The sequence below is a fragment of the Chryseobacterium sp. WLY505 genome, from assembly GCF_030846215.1.
In the GTDB taxonomy this organism is placed as follows: Bacteria; Bacteroidota; Bacteroidia; order Flavobacteriales; family Weeksellaceae; genus Chryseobacterium.
The window spans coordinates 99,320-122,624 of record NZ_JAVCWI010000001.1 but is presented as its reverse complement, the minus strand read 5'-3'; the positions used below and the strand labels follow the sequence as shown (position 1 = coordinate 122,624).

Annotated in this window: 23 protein-coding genes; 7 read left to right on the top strand and 16 right to left on the bottom strand. The window is 37.2% G+C overall.

Features of this window, described 5'->3' with window-relative positions; translation table 11 throughout:
- The first annotated feature begins 106 nt into the window (after positions 1–106).
- Entirely contained in the window at positions 107–1,165 is a 1,059-nt protein-coding gene (locus tag RAH34_RS00600) for a diphosphomevalonate/mevalonate 3,5-bisphosphate decarboxylase family protein (protein ID WP_306594814.1), read from the top strand.
- Between the two features lie 43 nt (positions 1,166–1,208).
- On the opposite strand, the gene RAH34_RS00595 is transcribed toward RAH34_RS00600, so the two are convergent.
- Complete coding sequence (locus RAH34_RS00595) at positions 1,209–2,249, bottom strand: endonuclease/exonuclease/phosphatase family protein (protein ID WP_306594813.1); 1,041 nt, start codon at positions 2,247–2,249, stop codon at positions 1,209–1,211.
- A gap of 151 nt (positions 2,250–2,400) precedes the next feature.
- Between RAH34_RS00595 and RAH34_RS00590 the strand changes: the two genes are divergently transcribed.
- Both RAH34_RS00590 and RAH34_RS00585 read left to right on the top strand, forming a co-directional pair.
- Complete coding sequence (locus RAH34_RS00590) at positions 2,401–2,841, top strand: nuclear transport factor 2 family protein (RefSeq protein ID WP_114819122.1); 441 nt, start codon at positions 2,401–2,403, stop codon at positions 2,839–2,841.
- Between the two features lie 31 nt (positions 2,842–2,872).
- Positions 2,873–3,250: a VOC family protein gene (locus RAH34_RS00585; protein ID WP_114819123.1), complete on the top strand. Its 378-nt coding sequence runs from the start codon at positions 2,873–2,875 to the stop codon at positions 3,248–3,250.
- 3 nt (positions 3,251–3,253) lie between these two features.
- Here RAH34_RS00585 and RAH34_RS00580 read toward each other — a convergent pair whose 3' ends face one another.
- A complete protein-coding gene (locus RAH34_RS00580; RefSeq protein ID WP_306594812.1) occupies positions 3,254–3,637 on the bottom strand; it encodes a DUF1634 domain-containing protein in 384 nt (127 codons plus the stop codon).
- The gene (locus RAH34_RS00575; RefSeq protein WP_062674485.1) at positions 3,637–4,467 is read right to left on the bottom strand and encodes a sulfite exporter TauE/SafE family protein; all 831 of its coding nucleotides are present in this window, start codon (positions 4,465–4,467) and stop codon (positions 3,637–3,639) included. The genes RAH34_RS00580 and RAH34_RS00575 overlap by 1 nt, the downstream gene beginning before the upstream one ends.
- Positions 4,468–4,552: 85 nt before the next feature.
- Between RAH34_RS00575 and RAH34_RS00570 the strand changes: the two genes are divergently transcribed.
- Both RAH34_RS00570 and RAH34_RS00565 read left to right on the top strand, forming a co-directional pair.
- Positions 4,553–5,116 carry a DUF1543 domain-containing protein gene (locus RAH34_RS00570; protein WP_228411897.1) on the top strand — a complete coding sequence of 188 codons (564 nt, stop codon included), beginning with the start codon at positions 4,553–4,555 and terminating at the stop codon, positions 5,114–5,116.
- A 24-nt stretch (positions 5,117–5,140) separates the two neighbouring features.
- The gene (locus RAH34_RS00565; protein ID WP_306594811.1) at positions 5,141–6,253 is read left to right on the top strand and encodes a 5-(carboxyamino)imidazole ribonucleotide synthase; all 1,113 of its coding nucleotides are present in this window, start codon (positions 5,141–5,143) and stop codon (positions 6,251–6,253) included.
- Between the two features lie 227 nt (positions 6,254–6,480).
- Here the strand turns inward: RAH34_RS00565 and RAH34_RS00560 are convergent, their stop codons facing one another.
- The 4 genes from RAH34_RS00560 to RAH34_RS00545 form a co-directional block, all read right to left on the bottom strand.
- Entirely contained in the window at positions 6,481–7,293 is an 813-nt protein-coding gene (locus RAH34_RS00560; protein ID WP_306594810.1) for a hypothetical protein, read from the bottom strand.
- A gap of 293 nt (positions 7,294–7,586) precedes the next feature.
- Positions 7,587–9,710, bottom strand: coding sequence for a cation:proton antiporter (locus RAH34_RS00555; RefSeq protein WP_306594809.1), 2,124 nt, complete (start codon positions 9,708–9,710; stop codon positions 7,587–7,589).
- A 6-nt stretch (positions 9,711–9,716) separates the two neighbouring features.
- The gene (locus RAH34_RS00550) at positions 9,717–10,283 is read right to left on the bottom strand and encodes a hypothetical protein (protein WP_306594808.1); all 567 of its coding nucleotides are present in this window, start codon (positions 10,281–10,283) and stop codon (positions 9,717–9,719) included.
- A 132-nt stretch (positions 10,284–10,415) separates the two neighbouring features.
- Positions 10,416–11,324 (bottom strand): DMT family transporter, encoded by a 909-nt coding sequence (locus RAH34_RS00545; protein ID WP_306594807.1) that lies wholly within the window; start codon positions 11,322–11,324, stop codon positions 10,416–10,418.
- Positions 11,325–11,580: 256 nt separating this feature from the next.
- On the opposite strand from RAH34_RS00545, the gene purE reads away from it, so the two are divergent.
- Complete coding sequence (purE, locus tag RAH34_RS00540; RefSeq protein WP_034699885.1) at positions 11,581–12,084, top strand: 5-(carboxyamino)imidazole ribonucleotide mutase; 504 nt, start codon at positions 11,581–11,583, stop codon at positions 12,082–12,084.
- A gap of 53 nt (positions 12,085–12,137) precedes the next feature.
- Here the strand turns inward: purE and RAH34_RS00535 are convergent, their stop codons facing one another.
- From RAH34_RS00535 to ahcY, 8 genes are all read right to left on the bottom strand, one after another.
- Positions 12,138–13,697 carry a BspA family leucine-rich repeat surface protein gene (locus RAH34_RS00535; protein ID WP_306594806.1) on the bottom strand — a complete coding sequence of 520 codons (1,560 nt, stop codon included), beginning with the start codon at positions 13,695–13,697 and terminating at the stop codon, positions 12,138–12,140.
- Between the two features lie 15 nt (positions 13,698–13,712).
- The gene (locus RAH34_RS00530; protein ID WP_306594805.1) at positions 13,713–15,272 is read right to left on the bottom strand and encodes a BspA family leucine-rich repeat surface protein; all 1,560 of its coding nucleotides are present in this window, start codon (positions 15,270–15,272) and stop codon (positions 13,713–13,715) included.
- 30 nt (positions 15,273–15,302) lie between these two features.
- Positions 15,303–16,976 (bottom strand): BspA family leucine-rich repeat surface protein, encoded by a 1,674-nt coding sequence (locus tag RAH34_RS00525; RefSeq protein WP_306594804.1) that lies wholly within the window; start codon positions 16,974–16,976, stop codon positions 15,303–15,305.
- 35 nt (positions 16,977–17,011) lie between these two features.
- Complete coding sequence (locus tag RAH34_RS00520; RefSeq protein WP_306594803.1) at positions 17,012–18,334, bottom strand: BspA family leucine-rich repeat surface protein; 1,323 nt, start codon at positions 18,332–18,334, stop codon at positions 17,012–17,014.
- Between the two features lie 139 nt (positions 18,335–18,473).
- Positions 18,474–18,866: an inner membrane protein YiaA gene (gene yiaA, locus RAH34_RS00515; protein ID WP_047434004.1), complete on the bottom strand. Its 393-nt coding sequence runs from the start codon at positions 18,864–18,866 to the stop codon at positions 18,474–18,476.
- 434 nt (positions 18,867–19,300) lie between these two features.
- Positions 19,301–20,098 (bottom strand): hypothetical protein, encoded by a 798-nt coding sequence (locus tag RAH34_RS00510; protein WP_306594802.1) that lies wholly within the window; start codon positions 20,096–20,098, stop codon positions 19,301–19,303.
- Positions 20,099–20,219: 121 nt separating this feature from the next.
- Positions 20,220–21,014, bottom strand: coding sequence for a hypothetical protein (locus tag RAH34_RS00505; protein ID WP_306594801.1), 795 nt, complete (start codon positions 21,012–21,014; stop codon positions 20,220–20,222).
- A 103-nt stretch (positions 21,015–21,117) separates the two neighbouring features.
- Positions 21,118–22,431: an adenosylhomocysteinase gene (gene ahcY, locus RAH34_RS00500; protein WP_034699895.1), complete on the bottom strand. Its 1,314-nt coding sequence runs from the start codon at positions 22,429–22,431 to the stop codon at positions 21,118–21,120.
- A gap of 167 nt (positions 22,432–22,598) precedes the next feature.
- Between ahcY and RAH34_RS00495 the strand changes: the two genes are divergently transcribed.
- Positions 22,599–23,117 carry a pyridoxamine 5'-phosphate oxidase family protein gene (locus RAH34_RS00495; protein ID WP_306594800.1) on the top strand — a complete coding sequence of 173 codons (519 nt, stop codon included), beginning with the start codon at positions 22,599–22,601 and terminating at the stop codon, positions 23,115–23,117.
- Here RAH34_RS00495 and RAH34_RS00490 read toward each other — a convergent pair.
- A complete protein-coding gene (locus RAH34_RS00490) occupies positions 23,105–23,278 on the bottom strand; it encodes a hypothetical protein (RefSeq protein WP_306594798.1) in 174 nt (57 codons plus the stop codon). The two genes, RAH34_RS00495 and RAH34_RS00490, sit on opposite strands and share 13 nt — an antisense overlap.
- Between the last annotated feature and the right edge of the window lie 27 nt (positions 23,279–23,305).

The window sequence follows — 23,305 nt, the reverse complement described above, 5'->3', positions numbered from 1 at the left end:
GCATCAATTACAACTGAAGATGTGAAAATTCCCCTTCCTTGGAGGGGTAGCGAAAATTCACAGAATTTTTTACAGGTTGGTTCAAAATAATGACTTAAATTAAACTATGACAACAGAAGATTTTATAGGAAAAGAAAATTTCATCATTCATACCCAAACGGTTTCAGAAAGCTGTCCGTCTAATATTGCCCTGATTAAATACTGGGGGAAATATGCTGATCAGATTCCTGCAAACCCAAGTATCAGCTATACTTTAAACCATTGTAAAACTAATACTTCAATGGAGTTTATTGCAAATGAGCCTTTTTCAGTGCAGACTTTCCTGGCTGGAAATGAAGAAGTGAAGTTTGCCGAAAAAATTGAAAAATATTTCAGAAATATAGAGCAGTATCTTCCATGGATTTTAAAAGGGAAATATATCATCAGAACAGAGAATACATTTCCACACAGTTCCGGGATTGCCAGCTCAGCTTCAGGATTTGGAGCCATTGCAAAATGTCTTATGGCATTGGATGCTTCCTTTACAGAAAAAGCTTCTGAGGAAGAATCTTTAAGAAAAGCTTCATTTTTAGCAAGACTAGGAAGTGGAAGTGCTTGCAGAAGCTTATATAACGGTCTTGTTGTATGGGGAAAAACTGATGAGGTAACTGGAAGCTCAGACTTGTTCGGAGTACAGTATCCAGATACTGAAATTCATGAAGTTTTCAAAAATTTTAATGACTGGGTTTTACTGATTCATGAAGGCCAGAAAAGTGTTTCTTCAACAGTAGGACACGGTTTGATGAATACCAATCCTTATGCAGAAAGAAGATTCCAGGAAGCGAGGGAAAACTTTGTCCCCATGAAAGAGATCCTGAAAAATGGTGATATGGAACGTTTTATCAAGTTGGTAGAACATGAGGCACTTACATTACATGCAATGATGATGATGAGTGATCCTGCTTTTATCCTGATGAAAACAGGAACATTGGAAGTCATCAATAAAATCTGGGATTTCAGAACAGAAACAGGACTTCCTTTATTCTTTACGCTGGATGCAGGAGCTAATGTTCACCTTCTGTTCCCGACTAGTGGCTCTGAAGAACAGATCAAAACCTTTATTGAAGCTGAATTATTACAACATACTCAGAAAAATGGAGTAGTGAAGGATATAATGAAATTTTAAATAAGAATAAATATTCAATAGGAGTGGGCTTTAGCCCACTTTTTTAATCCTCAGTAACCACAGTTTCCCGTTCTCCATCTTCTTTCTTTCCTTCCTCTATCATGATTTCAGCCTCTGCTTTTTCTTCAGCAGTTGCTGTTTCTATAAGCTTTTCCTGCTCTTCATTATGATGATCTATAAAAAACTCGCAATATACCGGAAGGTGGTCTGAACCAAAATTTTCCAGGGTCTTCAGCTGTTTAATAAAAATATCTTCACTGTGAAACATCAGATCGATAGGAAACCTTAAAAGACGGTATTTCGCATGAAAGGTAGAAACAAAAGAATGCCCGATTCTGGGATCTATAAGATGGCTTGTTTTTCTGAAAAGCACAGATGATCTCGACCATGCAACATTATTGAAGTCTCCTACCACGATAACAGGTTTTTTGATGTCTTTCACACATTTGGCTGTGCTTAGAAGATCTCCGTCTCTTTCCTTTGAGGTTTCTTCTTCTGTAGGACTCGGCGGCGGCGGGTGTACCCCAAAGAAAACAAAAGAAAAGCCATCAGCTGTTTTCATATGGATCTCTATGCTCGGAATATCCTCAGCCACAAAATAATGAGTCTTTGCTTCTTTGATTTCAATTCTGGAATAAAAATGCATGCCGTAGGTATTTTCAAGAGTTACCTTATGCTGATAAGCATATTCTTTTTCTAAAGATCTCAAGGCTTTTTCCCAGTCACCATTACTTTCCATAGTCATGAAAAAATCAGGATTATGCTTTTTAACAAGGCTAATGAATTTTTCATACTCTTTATTGAACTGATAAACATTGGCAGAAATAAAATGCAGTTTATCAGAGGACCTGTGGCGTTGTCGGTGTTTTTTTACGGGATAAAAATGGGTGTATCTGATCAATGTTTGACCGTGATGAATAAACATGACCAGCAGAAGCCCCTGATAATACCAGAAATATTCTGTAGAATCTGTAAAAAAACCTAATATAAAAGTGAAAAAGATAAGATAAGTGAGCTGTATTTTAGCAAATTCAGGAACTCTGAATATCCAGTGAGAATGCTGAATTTTTGGTAATATTGTCATGACCAGAAGAAGTATGGCCAGAATCAGGTAAATAATCCACATATAATAGCTCTGAAATAATTTTGATTACAATTTAAGAAAAATGAATTTTAAAATTTGTTAATCTATTTAAATTTTATTTTATCTATTTTTATTTCTTAAAATCCATCATATGAAAAAAATGGCCGGTATTCTTCTGCTCGTGAGTATTTCAGTTTTTGGTCAGCAAAATCAGGATATTGAAAAACCTATCCGTAACCTGTTTCTGGGCATGAAAAATGCAGATCCGGAATTGGTAAAATCAGCTTTTGCAGAGAATGCAGTGCTTCAAACCATCACAAAAGACGGTTCTGTGAAAAGTGATAGTATACATGATTTTGTTACTTCAGTTTCTAAGTTTCCAAAAGGAGATTTGGAGGAAAGAATTATCGTAGAAGCCATTCATACAGATGGAAATCTGGCAAGCGTGTTTACCCCTTATTCTTTTTATTTCAAAGGAAAATTATCACATTGCGGAGCTAATAGTTTTCAACTGGTGAAGCAGAATAGCGAATGGAAAATTCAGTATATTATTGACACCAGAAGAAAAGATAACTGTAAAGAAATACAATAATAGAATTAAGAAGTAGATTAAAATTAAAAAAATGAAAATCCATCATATCGCCATCATCTGTTCAGATTATGCCGTTTCAAAAAAGTTTTATACGGAAATTTTAGATCTGAATATCATCCGTGAAGTATACCGCGAAGAAAGGCAATCTTATAAACTTGATCTGGCAATAGGGGATCATTATGTGATTGAGCTATTTTCTTTTCCTGATCCGCCACAACGTCCGTCACGCCCCGAAGCATGTGGCTTAAGGCATCTTGCTTTCTCAGTGGAGAATGTTACAGAAAAAAGAAATGAACTGGTAGCAAAAGGATTAATCTGTGAAGAAATCCGCATAGACGAATTCACCGGAAAAGAATTTTTCTTTACCCAGGATCCCGACCAGCTGCCGTTAGAGTTCTATGAAATGTAAAAATTAGTGCGCGTAACCTGCAAAGAAACTCACCGTCATAATGGCCAAAACAATAGAAGAAATGACTACATATACGTAGTCTTTTTCTTTTAAATAGCCTATTAAGGCGAAAACAATTCTCATCAGAGGTGTGAAGATCAGCAAAAGAATACCCAGCTGAATAATAGCCGTACCTTCTCCTTTACATAGAGAATCCCAGAAATGTCCCCAGACCTTTTCAGAAGAAGTACCTACTACAAGGCTGGTATATTTTTCGGGCATTTTAAAACCTTCGAAAAATAACTTGATAAAACCGATCAATGATGTAGCCACAGACAGAATAACACCCAGTCTCAGAAGATTTCCTACCGAACGGTTCAGATCTACATCTGTAAAATTCTTTTTCATTATCTGAAGCTTTTGTTGATACCGTTATACATCATGTAAATTGAAAGAATGGTAATCACAATGGCAAAAAATACTTTTAATTTTTTGGTCTTGGATACCATCAGGGTTTTTGATCCGATAAAACTTCCGATGACAACTCCTATCAATACCGGAGCTACAATTACCGGAATAATTTCACCTCTCTGGAAATAGATCAGGGCACTGGCTACTGCCGTTACTCCAATCATGAAATTACTGGTAGTGGTAGATACTTTGAAAGGAAGTTTCATCATATTGTCCATCGCCAATACTTTTAAAGCACCGGAACCAATTCCTAAAAGCCCGGACATTGCCCCTGCAAACATCATCATCAAAAATCCAGGTACGGTATTTCTTGCAGAATAGCTTTTCAAAATACCTTTATCAGGGAATGTTCCGTACAATTTCAGTTTCTCTTCAAGACTTCCTTTCACCAAAGGTTCCTGATGATCCGGTTTTCCTTTAAGATTTAAAATAACTGTTAGAAGAAGAATACTTGCGAAAATAATTCCGATGGTATTAGGGTTAAGCATTCCTGAAACCAGGGCTCCAATAATTGCGCCTGCGGTGGTGGCTATTTCGAGAAACATCCCGATTCTCATGTTGGTAAAACCTTCTTTTACGAAAGCTACAGCCGCACCGGATGATGTTCCGATCACAGAGATGAGCGAAGCACCGATAGCATAATGCATTGGAACGCCAAAACCTAGCGTTAATAAAGGAATGATGATAACTCCTCCTCCTAAACCCGTAAGTGAACCTAAAAGACCCGCCGAAATTGCGCCAAGGAAGAGTATGATGATTTCTGACATACTACAAATAATACTACAAATATAAAATTATTGTAGTAGTCTGCCAAACATTTGAAAAAGATAAATTTAACGTATTTTTGTATGCATGAAAAATGAATTGAAATTATTTTATGTCATCCTCGGGGCAACACCCAAAGGCAGAAATATAGAACAGCACGATGTTTTCTTCGGAATTGCGGAGAATTTGAAAGATCTGATTCCTGATATGAAAGAATTTTGGAAGGAAGCAGAAGGAAAAATTCACCTGGATTGTTACCAGGAAGTGAGATTTGCAGACGGGTACAAGGTGCAGATTGTAGAAAAGGGAGAGAAAACATCAGAAAACCAGTTGTTTTTTCTGAATCTAGGAGGTTATAAGCCAGGTTTCTTTGAAGAATTTCATGAGCAGCACTTAATGGTAGGGCAGTCTATGGGGGAGATTATAAAAAGAGCAAAAGCTACAGAATTCTATCAGACTATGGGTTTTGAAGGTGCAGTAAGCCATATTGATGATAAGCATGGAGTGGATATTGATGATATTTTCAATGTAAATGATATCCTTCCTGCCTATATGAAAGAAAAATATGCGATCATTCTTCAAAAGTCTGATGAAGAAAATCAGGAGAACCCAATGGGGCTAGGCTATTTAAAAATTGATAAAATTCAATAAGAGTAAATCTAATAAAAATAAAAAATGAAAATAGGAATTCTGGGAGGCGGACAGCTGGGAAGAATGTTGATACAAAGCGCACTGAAGTATGATGATGAGTTTTATACTCTGGATCCGGCTTCTGATGCTCCATGTCATAATATCTCGTATTTTACGCAGGGAAATTTCAATGACTATGAAACGGTTTTGAACTTCGGAAAAGATAAAGATGTTGTAACCATTGAAATAGAACATGTAAATGCTGATGCATTGACAGAACTTGAAAAACAGGGAATAAAAGTGGTTCCCAATGCCAATATCATCAAAACAATTCAGCAAAAGATCCTTCAGAAAGAATTTTATAAAGCTCATGATATTCCAAGCCCGGAATTTCAGGTGGTATGGAACAGTGATGAAAAGATCATCATGCCATTGCCATTTGTTCAGAAGATGAATACTGGTGGATATGACGGAAAAGGAGTACAGGTAATTAAAACGGAAGAAGATTATCAACATTTGTGGACAGAAGCTTCTGTGATTGAAAGTCTTGTAGACATTGAAAAAGAACTTTCGGTAATTGTCGCAAGAAATGAAAAAGGAGAAACCAATATTTTCCCTGTAACAGAAATGGTAGCTGATCCAAAGCTGAATCTTTTGGATTTCAATGTATGTCCGGTTCTTCTGACAGAAGATGTTCAGAACCAGATTGATTCCATTACTGAGAAATTTTTAGCAGCTGTAAATTCTCCGGGATTATTTGCCATCGAGTTATTCCTTGATAAAGAAGGAAAAGTATGGGTGAATGAGACCGCTCCAAGACTCCATAATTCAGGACACCAGAGCCAGGAAGGAAATACCAACTCGCAATTTGAGCAGATGTACCGTGTGGTAAAAAACTTACCTTTAGCAGATACCGATGCTATCACTTACAGCGGAATGCTGAACCTGGTAGGAGCAGAAGGCTACGCCGGAAAAGTAGTGTATGAAGGAATGGATGATGTTCTTAAACTTCCTGAAACTTACATTCATTTATATGGAAAAACAGAAACCAAACCGGGAAGAAAAATGGGACATATCAACGTCCTGGCAGATTCCAGAGAAGAGCTAATGGAAAGGCTTGTACAGGTGAAAGGAATGGTAAGAGTAATTGCTGAGTAATATCAGTGTAAGATAAATAAAAGGGAGCTGTTTTAATTTTAAAAACAGCTCCCTTTTATTTTTGAACTCATTCAATAGGAACGGGCTTTAGCCCGTTTAAAAATAATTGTCAACTCAATTGGCTTTAGCCGAAGCTTAATTTTAGGTTTCGGCTAAAGCCAATTTTATTTCGATTGTTCACATCGGGCTAAAGCCCGACGCTATTGATGGTTTAAATATTTTTATAATTAAGGCTTCTTAACCATCTCAATATTATCCTTTTTATAATTGTATTTAATATAACTTCCTAAAGCTGTTGACAAAACAGAGAATTCTTCAAGCGATGTAAGCGGAGCATACAATTTAAAAGTACAAATGTCCGTTGCAGAAATAAAAGGATTAGTTGCCAAATGGCTGTGAGTAGACATTGTTACTGTTCCTCCATTTTCCAATATTGTAGAGGTTGGAATAAGTCTTGAATGAAATTTTTTATGGGAAATAATATTCCCTTTTTTATCAGAAACAAAAAGATAATCATTTCCGAAAGGAATGACTCCGGACTGTGCCGTACCTGGTATTAAATACACTTTATAGTTTTCATTAAACGGGATAATAATCATATTAAGACTATATCCTTGTGGTACCGTTACCGCATATTTTGGATCGGATAACTGCGGAATAATGGTAGAACGGATATTTTTTAATGTGTTTTCAGTTTCATTAATTACCCTTTCTTTAAAATTTTCTTTCACAGGTTTTGTTTGGTTATTTTTGAAAGAAAGTTCTGCGATCACCATATTACCGGCTTTATTAAGAAAGGAAGTCTTGATGGTGTCATTTTTCTGGTATGTGATATAGCTCCCGGTATTTTCCGCAAGCCTTTTATTGCTGCCTACAAGATCTCCTGCATGCCATGATGCATTTTCGTAAGAATAGAGTAGGTTTCCTTCAGTTTTAATAGAGTCCAGTTTCTTTTTCATCTCTTTATCGGAAAGAGTGAGGTTTTGTGCAGAAAGAATAATAGACATAAAAAAGAAGAGAAATCCGATAGTTTGTTTCATAGGTTATTTTTTTTGACCAAAATACGAAATTCAATAGGAACGGACTATTATCCTGAGCATAACCAGAAAGGTTACGAACGTTAGTTCAAGAAGGGAGCCCGTTTACAAATAATCACAGATTCAATTGGCTTTAGCCAAAACTTAATTTTAAGTTTCGGCTAAAGCCAATTTTATTTCTATGGTTCAAATCGGGCTAAAGCCCGACGCTATTGATTATTGAATTGTTTATTGATGAAAAAAACGATATTCACACATCGATAACCTCCATCATCCCTCTTCCAGCTTCCAAGCTCTTATTTAAAAATCTTCTGAATCACATTTCCAATCTCCACAAAATCTCCGTGATTTCCTACAGAACGTATTTCCGGACTGTTTTTATCATATTCTGAGAAAGGGAAAATCAAAAGATAATTGTTATCACTCAGATTTCTGTTCAGAAGTTCCGGAATCAGTCTCATTCTTGGAATGTAAGATTTCATGCCGCGTTTTGCCATCAGAATAATTAAAGCTTCATCATCTTTAAGCTGTGCTGCGGTTCTTTCACCATCCTGCCAGGTACTCATGATAATGAATTCTGCTTCTATATTGGCTTTTTTAATGATTTTCTGAAGAATATCAATAATGTTTTCAGGAGCATAGAAAACAACTGTAGCACCGGAATTTCGGGCAATATTCCAGACTCTCAGCAATGCATGGAAGAATCCTGCTTCCTGGTGAGCGTTTTCAGGAATCATCACGGCATATTTTTTAATCGTGGAAAGTGGCTGTGCAGCATGGTAAACCAGCACATTCACATCATCATTCTGCAGATAACCATTGTAAAGGTTATACACAAAAGAAGGAGAGAACCCTTTTTCATCTTCCAGTCCGATAATAAGATCTGTAATTTTCTGTTCTTTAATCACATTATTTACTCCATTGATGACGTCGTTATCATATCTTTTTAATGCCTGTAATTTTACATCTGCGGCTGCTGCTGCATCTGCTGCCTGATGGAGAAGTTTCTCCGCATTCTTTACTGAAGATTCATTTTTATCTTCATTGATAACATTTAAAGCAAAAAGATCTTCTGTATTGGAATGTGCTTTGATCAGGATTCCTAAGTTGACCATTCTTTCCACTGTAGCTTCATGATTGATGGCCAATAGAATGTTTTCTTCCTCATGGGTATTTCCGGAAACGGTATCTTCATTGTCACTCTCCGCAATCTTCTGGGCACTTGCCATAGATATGAAAGAGGAGATGGTACACGAAATAAGGATCAGTAAAATACTTCCGTTCAAGACATGCTCATTCAGTAATCTTACGGGCTCTCCGGTTTCAGTTTCCGAAAGGATGATGTTATATCCTACCATTACAGAAGCCAGGGTTGCTGCTGCAGAAGCAGAACTCAATCCGAAGATCAGTTTCCCTTCCTCTTTGGTCAGTCTGAATGTTTTCTGAGTGGCTACAGCAGAAAGGTATTTTCCTCCGATAGAGGCTACCAGCATGATTGCTGCCACTTCCAGGGTTTCCCAGCTTTTAAAGAAAACTTTAAAATCAATCAGCATTCCTACACTGATCAGGAAAAAAGGAATAAAGATGGCATTTCCTACAAACTCAACTCTGTTCATCAGAGAAGAGGTGTGAGGAATAAGTCTGTTTAAAGCTAATCCTGCAAAGAATGCCCCGATAATGGCTTCTACACCAGCCAGCTCAGCCAGCATGGCTGCCAGGTAAATCATAACCAGTACAAAAATATACTGCGAAATTTTATCATCCACTCTTTTGAAAAACCAACGGCCTATAATAGGGAATACAATAAGTACAATAAGCGCAAAAACTACAAAAGAGACCGATAGTTTAACCCAAAATTCTGTTCCTACATCTCCCTGAGACATTCCCACAATCACGGCAAGTACCAATAACGCAAGAATATCTGTGATCATTGTACCTCCGACAGTGATATTAACTGCTTTATTTTTCGCAATTCCCAACTTACTCACTAAGGGATAGGCAATAAGAGTATGGGATGAAAAAAGACTGGCAAAAAGGATAGACGTCAGCATTGAAAAGTGAAGAAGGTAATATCCACCAAGATACCCCAATACAAAAGGGACGGTAAAGGTATAGATACCAAAGGTGAGACTTTTCCACTTGTTCTTTTTAAAATCTCCCATATCAATTTCAAGGCCGGCCAGAAACATAATGTAAAGAAGTCCGGTGGTTCCGGTTACCACTATACTGCTGTCTCTGGACAATACATTGAATCCGTTCGGACCGATAATGGCCCCGGCAATGATAAGTCCTAAAAGGTGTGGAACTTTAATTTTATTAAGCAGCAATGGTGCTGCAAGGATGATGACCAGTACCAACAGGAACTTCAGTACCGGATCTTCTATAGGAAGACTCAGGTTGTGTATACTCAGTAAAATCATAAGTGTTTATTTTGTGGAACGTACTAATTCAACAGAGAACTTGGCGGTACAGCCATCAGAAGTGATGGTTCTGGTTCCTTTGATCTTGTTGTCCGAAATATCATTAAGAAGAACGCTCATTTCTACATTCTTTTTGGCTGTAGAATCGGTTTTGAAAGACAGTCTGATCTCATTGTTTTCAAACTTTCCTGTATACAGCCTTACCAGATTATTGTTATTGATGATTTTGGTAATGGGCTGGGTAGAATCATTATCGAATTCCCAGATATCGGTACGTTGGTCGCCTACTGCATATTCGCTGCAGTTGGATTCTGTACAGATTACTTTACCGTTCCATGGCCCGGAAATTTCTGCAGGCCATGCTGCCGTAATCACTAATGAATCTTTTTTGGCAAAAATACTGTCCCTCATTTTCAGAAGCGACTGGTACTCGGATTCTTTCTTGGCGAATAATTTTTCCTTCTCTAATAATTGTTTCTCCCTGTCTGTCAGGTTCTTTTCTTTCTCTTTGTAGTCACAGCTCATCAAAAGGAAAGAGGCGGTCAGAAATAAAAAAAATGTGTTTTTCAGCATATTGTATCGGTTGGAGTATACAAGATAAGAAAAATGAAGGAAATACAAAACCTAACTGAAACAGATCTGATTTTAATTATATTTAATACATTAAAAAACAGCGGAATAAAGGGATTGAGATTATTTTTTGATTTACGACTCGATTCTCTGCTTTTTAAACATGGCAGGATTGTAATTGATAACAAATACCCCTACAATAATAAGTACTGCAGCAATGATGAATTTGGCAGAAATTTTTTCATCCAGAATCAGCCAGCTTAAAAAAATGGAAATTACCGTATTAATATAAGCCAGGATGGATACCTGAACCGGAGAAACTTTGGTCAATGCATAATGAAAAGCAAAAAATGCAGCTACAGAGCCGAAGCATGATAAATAAAGCATCGCAAAAATACTTTTCAGGCTCCAGTTTCCGAAGTTGTAGTTTTCTGAAAAAAGGAAGGCAAAAATTATCTGGATAATTCCTGCAAAGGCAAACTGGTAAAAGAGGTTAAGTGAAATATTTCCGCTTTGAATATTGAGCTTTTTGGTAAAAATAGTTCCTGAAGCCCATCCCGCAATGGCAATGAATAAAAATAATATTCCCCGTGCATAATCCGGGTTTTTTAGATCATTAATGCCATCCCAGAAAATAAAAAGGATTCCGCTGAAACACAGAACTACGCCTGTAAAAGCCCGCCAGCTGAATTTCTGCAGACCTAGAGCCATGCTTCCGAAAAATACCAGAATAGGAGAGCAGGCACTTATCAGTGAAGTAAGGCTGCTGGTGACTTCCTCTTCCGCTACTGTGGTCATTCCGTTTGCAATTACAAGCATTAATAAAGAGAAGATAAACTGGTATTTCAGGCTTGTCCAGCCTATCCATTTGAATTCTTTTCTATAGGTAAGAATAAGGAACATGATAATCGCGGCAAGGAATTGACGTATTCCTGCTACAAACCAGGCGGGTATTGTTTCTACCGCAACCCTTATTGATAAAAAGGTAGTACCCCAGACAATTGCAACGGTACATACAGCCAGTGTAAGTTTATAATCTTTCAATTTTAATGTGGTGTAACAGCAAATATATCTATTTTTCCAGCGATTTTTATGGATACAGATGCTGTAATTTATAAGAGTACAGATGAAAAATATGAGCCAAAAATAACTATATTAATTCTTTACATTTTAAATGGAAGATTCATTGAAAGATTAAATTATTTCAGGAATTATAATCATAAACCGTTTCCCGGATTTTTTGTAGTCTTTCCTCTTTACATTTTTATTTTTTATCTTTGAACATCTAATAAAATTGAAGATGGTAGGAATTATTATGGGCAGTCAGAGTGATCTGCCGATCATGGAACAGGCTGCAAATTTTCTTAAAAGCCTTGATATCCCTTATGAATTAACTGTAGTTTCAGCACACAGAACTCCGGAAAGAATGTTCGATTATGCAAAAACTGCTCAGGAAAGAGGGCTGAAGGTCATTGTAGCAGGAGCAGGAGGAGCAGCACATCTTCCGGGAATGGTGGCAAGCTGTACAACACTTCCGGTAATCGGAGTTCCTATTTTGTCCAGTAATTCTATAGACGGATGGGATTCTGTATTGTCTATTCTTCAGATGCCTGGAGGAATTCCGGTAGCTACGGTAGCATTGAACGGAGCTCTGAACGCAGGTATTTTAGCAGCAAAAATCCTGGGAAGCGGTAATGAGGAAGTAGCTGCTAAGCTTCAGAAATATCAGGATTCTTTAAAAGATAAAGTACTGGGAACGGTAGATGATATCAAAGCCCAGCATCCTAATCATTTTGATAAATAGTTGAGTTTTGAACTCAAAATAAAAGCCTCACTTTTCAGCGAGGCTTTTTGCTTTTATTTTTTAATGAATTTTGAAGAGATTGTTTTTTCTTTCAGAACCAGCTGCAAAATATAATTCCCTTTTGGTAAAGATCCTACATTAATCATATCCCTATTGGGGTTTCCTTCCAGTACAAGTCTTCCACTTGCATCAAAAATTCTGTACTTTTTAATGTCACTTAGTCCTTCAATATGAATATCATCCACAGCGGGATTGGGATATAGTGAAAGTTTTTTATTCAGCTTGACTTCTGATGAAGACAGTAAACAGTTTCCTACTGTATCACCCGACATCGTCCAACCTTTACTGATGAGAATATTCCTTTTATCTACTGCATTGGAAGCATAAGTCAAAGGGGTTACAATATCTAAATCAACATTATTGGCAGTATCAGGATTATCTGCCCATCCTGCAAGTGTTTTACTAAAATTTTCACAATCTATTCCTGTTTGCATCAAAGCCTGGGCTCCATTATTAACGCTGGTAAGATTCCAGCTAGCCAGGGAATGATTAAAGTTGGGTGTTTCCTTAAGAATCTGGTCTATTCTGGTAACCTTGGTCATATCCCAGTTTTCAAGGGAATGACTATAGGCCGTGCAGCCATGAATAGCATGGGCCATATTGGTAATTTTAGAAGTATTCCAATTATTTAACGATTGATTGAAACCGGAATCAAAATGGAACATAAAACGGATGTCTTCCAGACTTGAGGTATCCCAGTTATCCATAGGCTGATTATAGTTTGGACAAAGAGCAAACATCCATTTCATATCAGTGACATTCGAAACGTCCCAGTTGTTTAAGGTCTGGTTAAAGATCCCTCTTCCTCCAAACATAAAACTGAGATCAGTTGCTGATGACATATTCCAGCTATTAAAATAAGGAGGATTGAACTGATCGGGAAGCGAGTTATTGATACTGTCAAAGATAATAGCAAACATAAATCTGAATTTCTTAATCTTAGAAGTATTCCAGTTTTGCATGGAGCTTGCGCCTGTAAAGGTCTTTGCGCCGTAAAACATATAAGAAGCATCTTCAACATTACTAAGATCCGGAATATCAGTTGCAGTGAGCTGAACCAGTTTACATTGGCTGAAAGCACTGTTCATTGTTGTCCAGGCAATATTTCCCCATTGTTCTATTTCCAGTATTTTATCCGCACTTCCGTTGATCTGCCACACCGGAAAAATCTGATCCGGAAGCTGAACCTCCTGTACGTCTCCAAATTTTATGTGTTGAAAAACTCCGTTCCCGTTACTCACTTTTACTCTGTATTTTGCATCATTCTTTTCTGCGATTGATGTACCAAAATCAATAAGAACCTGTTTGGTAGAGGTTATATTGGTAAGAGAACCATTGTGCTGGGGATAGTCTACCTCTTCCCAATAAATATCATAGTTTTCACCAATTCCGGGAAACCATATTTGCTGAGAACTTGCCTGGTAGGGAGCACTTACAGTGACAGGCTGTAATACTGTAGAAGCAGGCTTCCAGATAGTGATAAATTCATTCTGGGCTTTTACTGTACACAACAGGAAAATAAAAAGTCCTGTCAAAAAATTTTTCAATGTCATATTGAGGTTTTATAGTTATTTCTTAATGAATTTTGAAGAAATTGTTTTTTCTTTCATGATCAGTTGTATCATATAATTTCCTTTAGGCAGGGAGCTTACATTGATAATATCATTATTGGGATTACCTTCCTTTACCAGTCTTCCGCTGGCATCATAAATTTTATAATTTTTTATATCACTTAATCCTTCAATATGAATATCATCAACAGCAGGATTAGGGTAAAGCAGAGGTTTTTTATTCAGCTTTATATCTGATGAAGATAATAAGCAGCTTCCAGGAGTATCACCTACTATAGACCAGCCTTTATTGATGAGAACATCCCTTTTGTCCGATACGTTGGGAGCATATTTTAATCCCTGTACAAAACCCAATGAAACATTGTTGGCTGTATTGGGGTTGTCTGCCCATCCCATAAGGGTTTTGCTGTAATTTTCACAATTAAGGCCTGCCAGTGTTAAAGCGCCAGTACCACTGGTAAGAGAAGCTAAGTTCCAGTTTCCCAGTGACTGATTGAAACCTGAGGCAATATTAAGCATCTGATCTATTCTGGTCACTTTTGTCATATCCCAATTGTCTAAGGACTGGTTAAAGGTTGTACAGCCATGAAATACATGGGACATATTGGTCACTTTGGAAGTATTCCAGTTTAACGGCTGATTGAAAACAGGAATCATATGAAACATAAAATGCATGTCCTCCAAGCTTGAAGTATCCCAGTTATCCAGTCGTTGATTGAAACTTAAACATTGGCCAAACATCCAGCTCATATCGGTAACCTTTGAGACATCCCAGCTATTGAGAGTCTGGTTAAAAACTGTTCTGTTTCCCAACATATAGCTGAGGTTGGTGGCCGAAGACATATTCCAGCTGTCCAGATAAGGTGAATTGAATTGCTCTATTACGGCAGAAGATGGATTTACATCGAATAAAAGAGACAGCATAAAACTGAAATTCTTAATTTTCGAAGTATCCCAGTTTTGCATAGAGCTGGCGCCTGTAAAGCTGGTGGTGCCATAAAACATGAAAGATGCATCCTCCACATTATTAAGATTGGGAGTATCTGTTGCTGTAAGCTGCATAAGCCTGCATAGACTGAAGGCACTCTCCATGGTAGTCCAAGAAATATTACCCCATTGTTCTATTTCTAATATTTTATCTGAACTTCCATTGATCTGCCAGATAGGAATGACTTGCTCAGGACCAGGAAATAATTGAGGCGTTCCAAATTTTATCTGCCTGAAAGTTCCATTTCCGTTTGTAACTTTTACCCTGTATTTGGCATCATTTTTTTCTGCGATTGACGTCCCGAAGTCAATAAGAACCTGTTTTGTGGAAGTTACATCGAGAAGGGAACCATTGTGCTGCGGATAGCCTACTTCCTCCCAGTAAATATCATAATTGTCACCAATTCCGGGAAACCATATCTGCTGAGTCGTTGCCTGGTAGGGAGCATCTACATTTACTGCTGGCAATACGGTAGATGCAGGTTTCCAGATGGTAATGAATTCATTCTGAGCTTTCGCAATGAAGGCCAGCATGAGAAAAATAAGTGTAGGAATCTTTTTTAAAATCATGTTTATTATTTATAGGTATTAGTTGTATAGTTATTTTTTGATAAATTTTAAGTTTTGGATCTCTTCTTTTGAATACAGTTGCAAAATATAATTCCCGGACGTTAATGTCTGGATGTCGATCTGCCCATCTGTCAGATTTCCGCTCAAAACAATTCTTCCGCTCATGTCGATAATTTTAAAGTCTTTAGCAGCGGAATTTTTTACATAAATACTATGACTGGCAGGGTTGGGATAAATACTAAGTTCACCTTTCACTTTTACATGAGAAGTTCCAAGGAAAGATTGACATTCTCCGTTATAGGTATCTCCGCTGATCGTCCAGCCTTTATTGTTGATCAGATGATTTCTCGCTGTCACTGCTACATTATGGGAATACGTAAGAGGAGAAGCAGAGGATAGATTGATATTATTGGGAGTAGAAGGGTTCAGGCTCCAGCCATACAAAGTGCTGTCGTAGTTCTGGCAGTTTAATGCAGAATTTTTAAACATATTGGATGCATACAATAATGAACTGAGATTCCACTTTCCCAGATTTTGGTTGAAAATAATGGCATCATTGAACATGTCGTTCATACTTTTTACTGAACTTACATTCCATTTTCCTATATCCTGATTGAAGCTTTTTGCCCCTCTGAACATCTCAGACATCCATTCTACTTTTCTGGTGTCCCAATTGGAAATATTACTGTTGAAGTTTTCTGCATTATAAAACATACCCTGCATAAATTTGACATTTTGAGTATCCCAGCTGCTGATGTCCTGATTAAAAACTTTTGCGCTCAAAAACATATTATTCATTTCGATGATTTGTGTTGTATTCCAGTTACCGAGTGGTTGATTGAAATTGATGGCATGCGAAAACATGAATTCTGCATCAAGATTACTGGACATATCCCAATTCCCGATAGGTTGGTTAAACTGAGTCGCTCCACTAAACATAGCGGCGGTAGCAGTCACTTTAGAAGTATCCCAATTGGCCAGTGGCTGGTTGAAAAGTTTGGCCGCAGAGAATGTTATCCCCATCATGGTAACGTTGGACGTGTTCCAGTCTCCAACCGGCTGGTTGAATACAAAACATCCTGAAAATGTTCCCAGCAGCGTTGTTACATTGGAAATATTCCAGGTATTGATACTGGAATTTCCCACTAAGCTATAACACCCTAAAAACATATGGGACATATCTGTTACCTCTTTCAGATCGGGAACATCTGTTGCCGTAAAATCTAACTCTTTGCATGCCTGAAATGCCTGTTCCATAGAGGACCACTGAATATTTCCCCATTGTTCTATCAACAGTATTTTATGAACATCACCTACAATTCCGTTATCATTGAACATATCCCAGTCGGCAAATCTTATCTGGTGAAAATTTCCGTTTCCATTGCTTACTTTCAAACGGTAGGTAGCATCTGCAGGATTGGGATTTTGTGGAACTCCGAAATCGATCAGAAGCTGATAGGCAGAAGTTACATTCGTTAAAGTGGCATTATGTGATGGGTAGCCAATTTCTTCCCAATAGATCTGATAATTTGTTCCTATTCCCGGAAACCAGATCTGATTATTGTTTGAGTTGACAGGAATTCCTGCATAAGGATAGTTAGGTGGTGTAAGACTGGGTTTCCATACTGTGATAAATTCATTTTGTGCCTTTGCCAGGAAGATCAGCAAAAGAAAAATGAGTATTGGAATTTTCTTTAAAATCATGTTTATCGTTTTATGGTTATTTGTTTTGTTGAGGTTTATTTTTTTATGAATGGAAATGAAATTGTTGAACTCTTTGTCATAATCTGTAAAATATAATTGCCCGGAGTTAAAAGGTGGACAGGAATTTTGTCGTTTTTCAGGTTCTCTTTCACCATAGTTCTTCCACTCATATCGGTGATGATAAAACTTACAGGATGTGGAATATTTTTCAGATAAATCATCTCCCTTGCCGGATTGGGATAAATGGCGGCGTTGTTGTTTATATCCTTTTCAGAAGTTGAAAGGGTCTGGTTGCAGAGTCCGTTGTAAACATCGCCCGAGATAGTCCAGCCTTTATTATTGATTAAGTAATTTCTTGCAGCTACTGCATCAGCATGAGAATAAATTAATGGAGAAGCACTTGATAAATCAATATTATCAGGTGTTGAGGAACTCTGGCTCCATCCAAAAAGTGTTTTATCATAATTGAGGCAGCTCATGGCGGAATTGAGAAACATGCCGGTAGCTGTTGTTAATGAACTTAAATTCCATTTTCCGATATTTTGGTTAAAAGCGGTGTCACGGAACATTTCATTCATATTGGTGACATTGCTGGTATTCCAGTTTTGAAGATCCTGGTTGAAATTTTCTGAATCATGAAACATATGTTCCATGGTAGTAACTTTTGCCGTGTTCCATTTACTCAAAGATTGGTTGAATCCTGTATAGTCGAACATATAAGACATATCTGTAACATTCGAAGTATCCCAATCTCCCAGTGGCTGGTTGAAGAGATAATTGTCACCAAACATATAATACATATCTGTGATGGTGGAGGTATTCCACGTGTTGAAAGAAGGATTTCCGACGAGTGAAATACATAAATAAAACATCTGGCGCATGCTGATGACCATGCTGAGGTCTGGGATATCTGTGGCTGTTACGTCCATATTATCACAGTACACAAAAGCATTGTCAAAGCTTTTCCATTTTATATTTCCCCACTGGGTAATCTGAGTGATTTTTGAACGGTCTGAAGCGTTATAGGTGGGAGTTAATGTATTGTCGAAGAATCTCACCTGGTCAAAGCTTCCGTTGCCGTCACTGATTTTAATTCTGTAGCTTGCCTGAGATGGAGTAGGATTGAAAGGTGTTCCTGTGTTGATAATAAATTCAGTAGTGGAAGTTACATTATTGATCGTCCCGTTATGCTGAGGATATCCTACTTCTTCCCAGTAGACTTTGAAATTGGTTCCTCTCCCGGGAAATTTAATGAGTGGGGAACTTTGGGTTTTCCAGATGGTGATGAATTCATTTTGTGCTTTTGAAAACTGAAATAATACAATAGATAAAGTAAAAAATAAGAGTTTTTTGTACATGTCATTAGTTTGTGAAATAAGCACTACTAAAATAGTAAAAAACTTAATATATTTTTAACTTAAATGTAAAGTTTGTAGTAATTTATAAATTTTAATGAAATTTTTTAAATAAAAAACTCTCCGTTTTGGAGAGTTTACTTTATTCCTGAAGCATATTATCACGGGTGTTTTTCTGAACTGCGATGGCTCCGAAGAGTGCCAGTAGAAAGGCAAAGGCATAAAAACCTTTTTCGCTTGGAAGGATGGTGGCATTCCAAAGTCCTATGGCCAGTAAGACAATAGATGATAATGTAGCAAACCAGCAGATTCCATAATAAATATCTGTTACCTGAATGTTTTCTAATTTGTCACGTACTGCTTTCTGTAAAGACACCACAGCAAATAAACCATAAAGAAGGATGGTGAAATAATATCCCTTCTCATTCAGCAGCATTTCTGCTCTTGCAAGACCCACAATAAAGCCAATCATTCCCGCTCCCAATGCTACCCACGATGCAGCGACGAATGCATTCGATACTCTTTGTTTTTTCATAGTTTAATGTTTTATTTAAGAGGGCTAAGATATTCATTTTTTATAAATAGAGCTCTGGCAAAGGGAAAATATGGGAAAAATACTGAATTGCTATGTGGAGTAAGTTTATGTTTCGGCTAAAGCCGATGGATGTATTTTTATTTAATGTAAAACGGGCTCCCTTCTTGAACTAACGTTCGTAACCTTTCTGGTTATGCTCAGGATAATAACCCGTTCCTATTGAATAATACAACCCCTATCCATAATTCATCACTCATCACTCATCATTCATCATTTATCATTTATAATTTCCTCCCTAGCCCCGATAGCAGCGGTTACCCCGGAACATAAGCAGAAGAGTAGAGGGTTGATGGTAGGCTAGCCTGGCGTGAGGAGTATGAGCGGATAGCGGGAATCAGCTCATAAAAAAACTCCCCAAAATGGAGAGCTTTGCTTTACTGAGTGATATATTCGTAAGTATATTTTGCATAATCAGTATTATCCAGTTTTACCATAACCTGAGTTGGTAATTGATTACTATTATATTCTATCTGATAGGTAAAATTCATAATTTGGCTCCAGTTTCCGGTGCCATCTTTGCCACTTATTTTTACTGTGGTATAATTATTCTGACTTAAAAACTCTGCTCCTCCCATAATCATTCTAAAATATTTGCCCATCAAAGAATTGGGATTTACCTTATTATCATATGAAAATTCTTTTTTATTAGTATGTGGACCACCAATACCATCACTGACCGAGATTTCTTCCGAAACATTATCACCACTATAAGTATATGACATGGTAGACGGGATTGGACAACTGGAAGACTCACAAGTGGAAGTGGCAGCAACTTTACCATTGGTATACGTCATTGTCGTGTTATAATGAGTATCGGGATACATTGTTTTAATCGTAGTAAGCTGATCACCATTATAAGTACAGGTTTTATAATAAGCTACGGTACCATCTGCTTTCTGGTAAGTAATTTTTGAAGGCTTGCCGGCATTATCATATTCCAAAACAGAGGTAGTGTTTTCTGATATAATTTTAAATAATTGTTTCTGACTGTTATAATCTAATTTTGTAATGCTGGTGTGCGGCCCGGAGGGACTTGTATAATAAACTGTAGTGACTTTACTTAATAATATTTGAGAATCAGAAGGATTGGGTTCATTATTTTCGTCATTATTGCTACTGCAACTGACGAATAAAAATGAACTCATCAACCCGATAAATAATTGGTTTTTCATGTATTAAAAGTTTTTATTAAATAAAGGCTAAATATATCCATTATTGGTAAAAATAGCCATATGAATGGGAACAAAAAATATTTAATTTATAAAAAACTCTCCAATTTGGAGAGCTTATCTATTATTGAGTAATATATTCGTAAGTATACTGTGCGGAAAGGTTTCCGTTGGCCTCTTTTGAAATGACCTGAGTAGGATAACCAGCGCTGTTGTATTGGATTGTGGAAGTTCGGGTTTGGTTTTGTGTCCAGGTTCCATTACTTTTAAAGCTTATCTTTTCTACAAGATAATTGTTTTGACTTACCGCATAGGCTCCTCCCATCATAATTTTTATGTATTTGTTGATATTGATGTACGGGTTGGGTTTATCATCGTAAGAGTAAACAACTTTAGTATTGTAGCTGGATCCTCCACCTTCTGAAATTTCTGTTGAAATATTGTTTCCATCATAAGTAAAAGTATCAATGATGGGGTTGGAGCAGGCTGGTGACTGACAAAGAGATGAAGAAATTACCTGTCCGTTGGTGTTATAATTAAAAGTAATGGTTCTGTTGTAATCCGGATTATTAGTATAGATGGCCTTAACCGTGGTAAGAAGATCTCCGTTGTAAGTATAATCTGAATAATAGTCTACCGTACCATCTGGTTTATAATAAGTGGTTTTAGTTGGTTTTCCGTTACTGTATTCAAACTTGGAAGATCCTAAAGCTGTTGATGTTTTGATAAGTTCACCCTGATTATTATATTCCAGCGTCTGTATGCTTGTCTGCGGCTGAGCCGGATTGTCATAATAAACTATAGTGACTTTGCTCAATAATACCTTAGAGGTATTGTTTCCTTCATTGTCATCATTACTGCTGCAGCTGTTAAAGAATACCACAGAACTCATGAGTCCCAGAAATAAGAATTTTTTCATGTTATTTTTTTAGGGGACAAAAATAACGAATGCTTTATTTTTCCGCATAAAAAAATCCCACTATCTTAGAAATAGTGGGATCATATCATGTTTTGTTGAGATCTTAGTATCTGTAGTACTCAGGCTTGAATGGCCCTTTTACGTCTACTCCGATGTACTCAGCCTGCTCAGGAGAAAGAGTTTCAAGCTCTACGCTTAATTTCTTAAGGTGTAAAGCAGCTACTTTTTCATCCAGGTGCTTAGGAAGCATGTATACTTCGTTTCCATAAGCAGCAGAGTTGTTCCATAATTCGATCTGAGCCAACGTCTGGTTAGAGAAAGAGTTGGACATTACGAAACTTGGGTGACCTGTAGCACATCCTAAGTTTACCAATCTACCTTCTGCAAGGATGATTACTTCTTTTCCTTCAATTGTATAGATATCTACCTGAGGCTTCACTTCAGATTTAGTCTGACCGTAGTTTTTGTTTAACCAGGCCATATCGATTTCATTATCGAAGTGACCAATGTTACAAACGATCGCTTTATCTTTCATTTTAAGGAAGTGCTCTCCTCTTACAATATTGAAGTTACCTGTTGTAGTGATGATGATATCAGCATTGTCTACCACAGTGTCTAATCTTTTTACTTCATATCCGTCCATAGCAGCCTGAAGTGCACAGATCGGGTCAATTTCCGTAACAGTAACGATAGAGCCAGCTCCTCTGAATGAAGCAGCAGTACCTTTACCTACGTCTCCGTATCCGCAAACTACCACTCTTTTTCCAGCCAGCATTACGTCTGTAGCTCTTCTTACTGCATCTACAGCAGATTCTTTACATCCGTATTTGTTGTCGAATTTAGATTTAGTAACAGAATCATTTACGTTGATGGCAGGCATTACTAAAGTTCCGTTCTTCATTCTTTCATAAAGTCTGTGAACCCCTGTAGTGGTTTCTTCAGAAAGACCTTTGATATCTTTTGTGAACTCAGGATATTTATCAAAAACCATGTTTGTTAAATCTCCACCATCATCCAAAATCATGTTTAATGGCTTTCTGTCTTCACCAAAGAATAAAGTCTGCTCAATACACCAGTCAAATTCCTCTTCATTTAAACCTTTCCATGCATACACCGGAATTCCTGCAGCAGCAATAGCAGCAGCAGCGTGATCCTGTGTAGAGAAAATATTACAAGATGACCATGTAACTTCAGCTCCTAAAGCTACAAGAGTCTCGATAAGCACAGCCGTTTGGATTGTCATGTGAAGACATCCGGCGATTCTTGCTCCTTTCAGTGGCTGAGATGGTCCGTATTCTTCACGGATAGCCATCAAACCTGGCATTTCTGCTTCTGCAAGGGTAATTTCTTTTCTACCCCATTCTGCAAGGGAGATGTCCTTAACTTTATAAGGAACGTATTGTGTTGTAGTACTCATATGTAATGAATAGTTTTTAAATTCAATTGATAACGAAAGGCAAAATTACGATTTATAATTAAGATATAAAAACGGCACACCGAGTTCAGTTTTATGAGATTAAACATGAGTTAATATTATTTAGTCTTAATATAAATAGTTAATTTTAGCTGATAAATAAATATATTATGAATCAAACTCATACGGAAAAGAAAATCAAACCCGTTGCTCCAAAAGTACAGGAGTTGATCAATGCATCCAAAAGTATTATTTTAGCTACTGTAGATACCGAAGGAAATCCTAACTCAAGTTATGCTCCTTTTGTACAGGTAGATCAGACATTCTATATTCTGGTATCTTTTATGGCAAAACATACTAAAAACCTTGCTGACGGAAGAAAAACATCCATTATGTTTATTGAAGATGAATCGGCAACCAAACAGATCTATGCCCGCGAACGTCTAACCCTTGAAGCAACAACTTCTCAGATTGAAAGAGATTCTGAAGTATGGAATACTGTAGTGGTGAAACTTAAAGAAAATCATGGTAAAGTTGTAGATGTAATTTCCGAAATGGGAGATTTTATTTTAATTGCCCTGCAGCCGGTAAAAGGATCTTATGTCAACGGATTCGGAAGTGCTTATTTTGTGGATGGCAATCTGGAAATTGTGGAGCATAGAAATGATGCGAATCATCAATCTAAATAATTAAGCTGGAAGCTGGGAGAGGGAAGCTGGAGGTTTCTAAAGATTAAGGAAACAAAGAGTTTTTTTTTCTCAACGGATTTTTCAGTCTGAAAATTCTTTTTACCACGAATAGTAACTTCCATCTTCCAGCTCCCATCTTCTATTCCTTTCAACTTCCGCATCTTTTCACTATTTTTGTCCAATAAAAA

Bases quoted from the DNA above. Each gene is read 5' to 3' on its own strand.
- RAH34_RS00600 (WP_306594814.1), top strand. From the start codon at position 107: ATGACAACAGAAGATTTTATAGGAAAAGAAAATTTCATCATTCATACC.
- RAH34_RS00595 (WP_306594813.1), bottom strand. From the start codon at position 2,249: ATGACAATATTACCAAAAATTCAGCATTCTCACTGGATATTCAGAGTT.
- RAH34_RS00590 (WP_114819122.1), top strand. From the start codon at position 2,401: ATGAAAAAAATGGCCGGTATTCTTCTGCTCGTGAGTATTTCAGTTTTT.
- RAH34_RS00585 (WP_114819123.1), top strand. From the start codon at position 2,873: ATGAAAATCCATCATATCGCCATCATCTGTTCAGATTATGCCGTTTCA.
- RAH34_RS00580 (WP_306594812.1), bottom strand. From the start codon at position 3,637: ATGAAAAAGAATTTTACAGATGTAGATCTGAACCGTTCGGTAGGAAAT.
- RAH34_RS00575 (WP_062674485.1), bottom strand. From the start codon at position 4,467: ATGTCAGAAATCATCATACTCTTCCTTGGCGCAATTTCGGCGGGTCTT.
- RAH34_RS00570 (WP_228411897.1), top strand. From the start codon at position 4,553: ATGAAAAATGAATTGAAATTATTTTATGTCATCCTCGGGGCAACACCC.
- RAH34_RS00565 (WP_306594811.1), top strand. From the start codon at position 5,141: ATGAAAATAGGAATTCTGGGAGGCGGACAGCTGGGAAGAATGTTGATA.
- RAH34_RS00560 (WP_306594810.1), bottom strand. From the start codon at position 7,293: ATGAAACAAACTATCGGATTTCTCTTCTTTTTTATGTCTATTATTCTT.
- RAH34_RS00555 (WP_306594809.1), bottom strand. From the start codon at position 9,710: ATGATTTTACTGAGTATACACAACCTGAGTCTTCCTATAGAAGATCCG.
- RAH34_RS00550 (WP_306594808.1), bottom strand. From the start codon at position 10,283: ATGCTGAAAAACACATTTTTTTTATTTCTGACCGCCTCTTTCCTTTTG.
- purE (WP_034699885.1), top strand. From the start codon at position 11,581: ATGGTAGGAATTATTATGGGCAGTCAGAGTGATCTGCCGATCATGGAA.
- RAH34_RS00535 (WP_306594806.1), bottom strand. From the start codon at position 13,697: ATGACATTGAAAAATTTTTTGACAGGACTTTTTATTTTCCTGTTGTGT.
- RAH34_RS00530 (WP_306594805.1), bottom strand. From the start codon at position 15,272: ATGATTTTAAAAAAGATTCCTACACTTATTTTTCTCATGCTGGCCTTC.
- RAH34_RS00525 (WP_306594804.1), bottom strand. From the start codon at position 16,976: ATGATTTTAAAGAAAATTCCAATACTCATTTTTCTTTTGCTGATCTTC.
- RAH34_RS00520 (WP_306594803.1), bottom strand. From the start codon at position 18,334: ATGTACAAAAAACTCTTATTTTTTACTTTATCTATTGTATTATTTCAG.
- yiaA (WP_047434004.1), bottom strand. From the start codon at position 18,866: ATGAAAAAACAAAGAGTATCGAATGCATTCGTCGCTGCATCGTGGGTA.
- RAH34_RS00510 (WP_306594802.1), bottom strand. From the start codon at position 20,098: ATGAAAAACCAATTATTTATCGGGTTGATGAGTTCATTTTTATTCGTC.
- RAH34_RS00505 (WP_306594801.1), bottom strand. From the start codon at position 21,014: ATGAAAAAATTCTTATTTCTGGGACTCATGAGTTCTGTGGTATTCTTT.
- ahcY (WP_034699895.1), bottom strand. From the start codon at position 22,431: ATGAGTACTACAACACAATACGTTCCTTATAAAGTTAAGGACATCTCC.
- RAH34_RS00495 (WP_306594800.1), top strand. From the start codon at position 22,599: ATGAATCAAACTCATACGGAAAAGAAAATCAAACCCGTTGCTCCAAAA.
- RAH34_RS00490 (WP_306594798.1), bottom strand. From the start codon at position 23,278: ATGCGGAAGTTGAAAGGAATAGAAGATGGGAGCTGGAAGATGGAAGTT.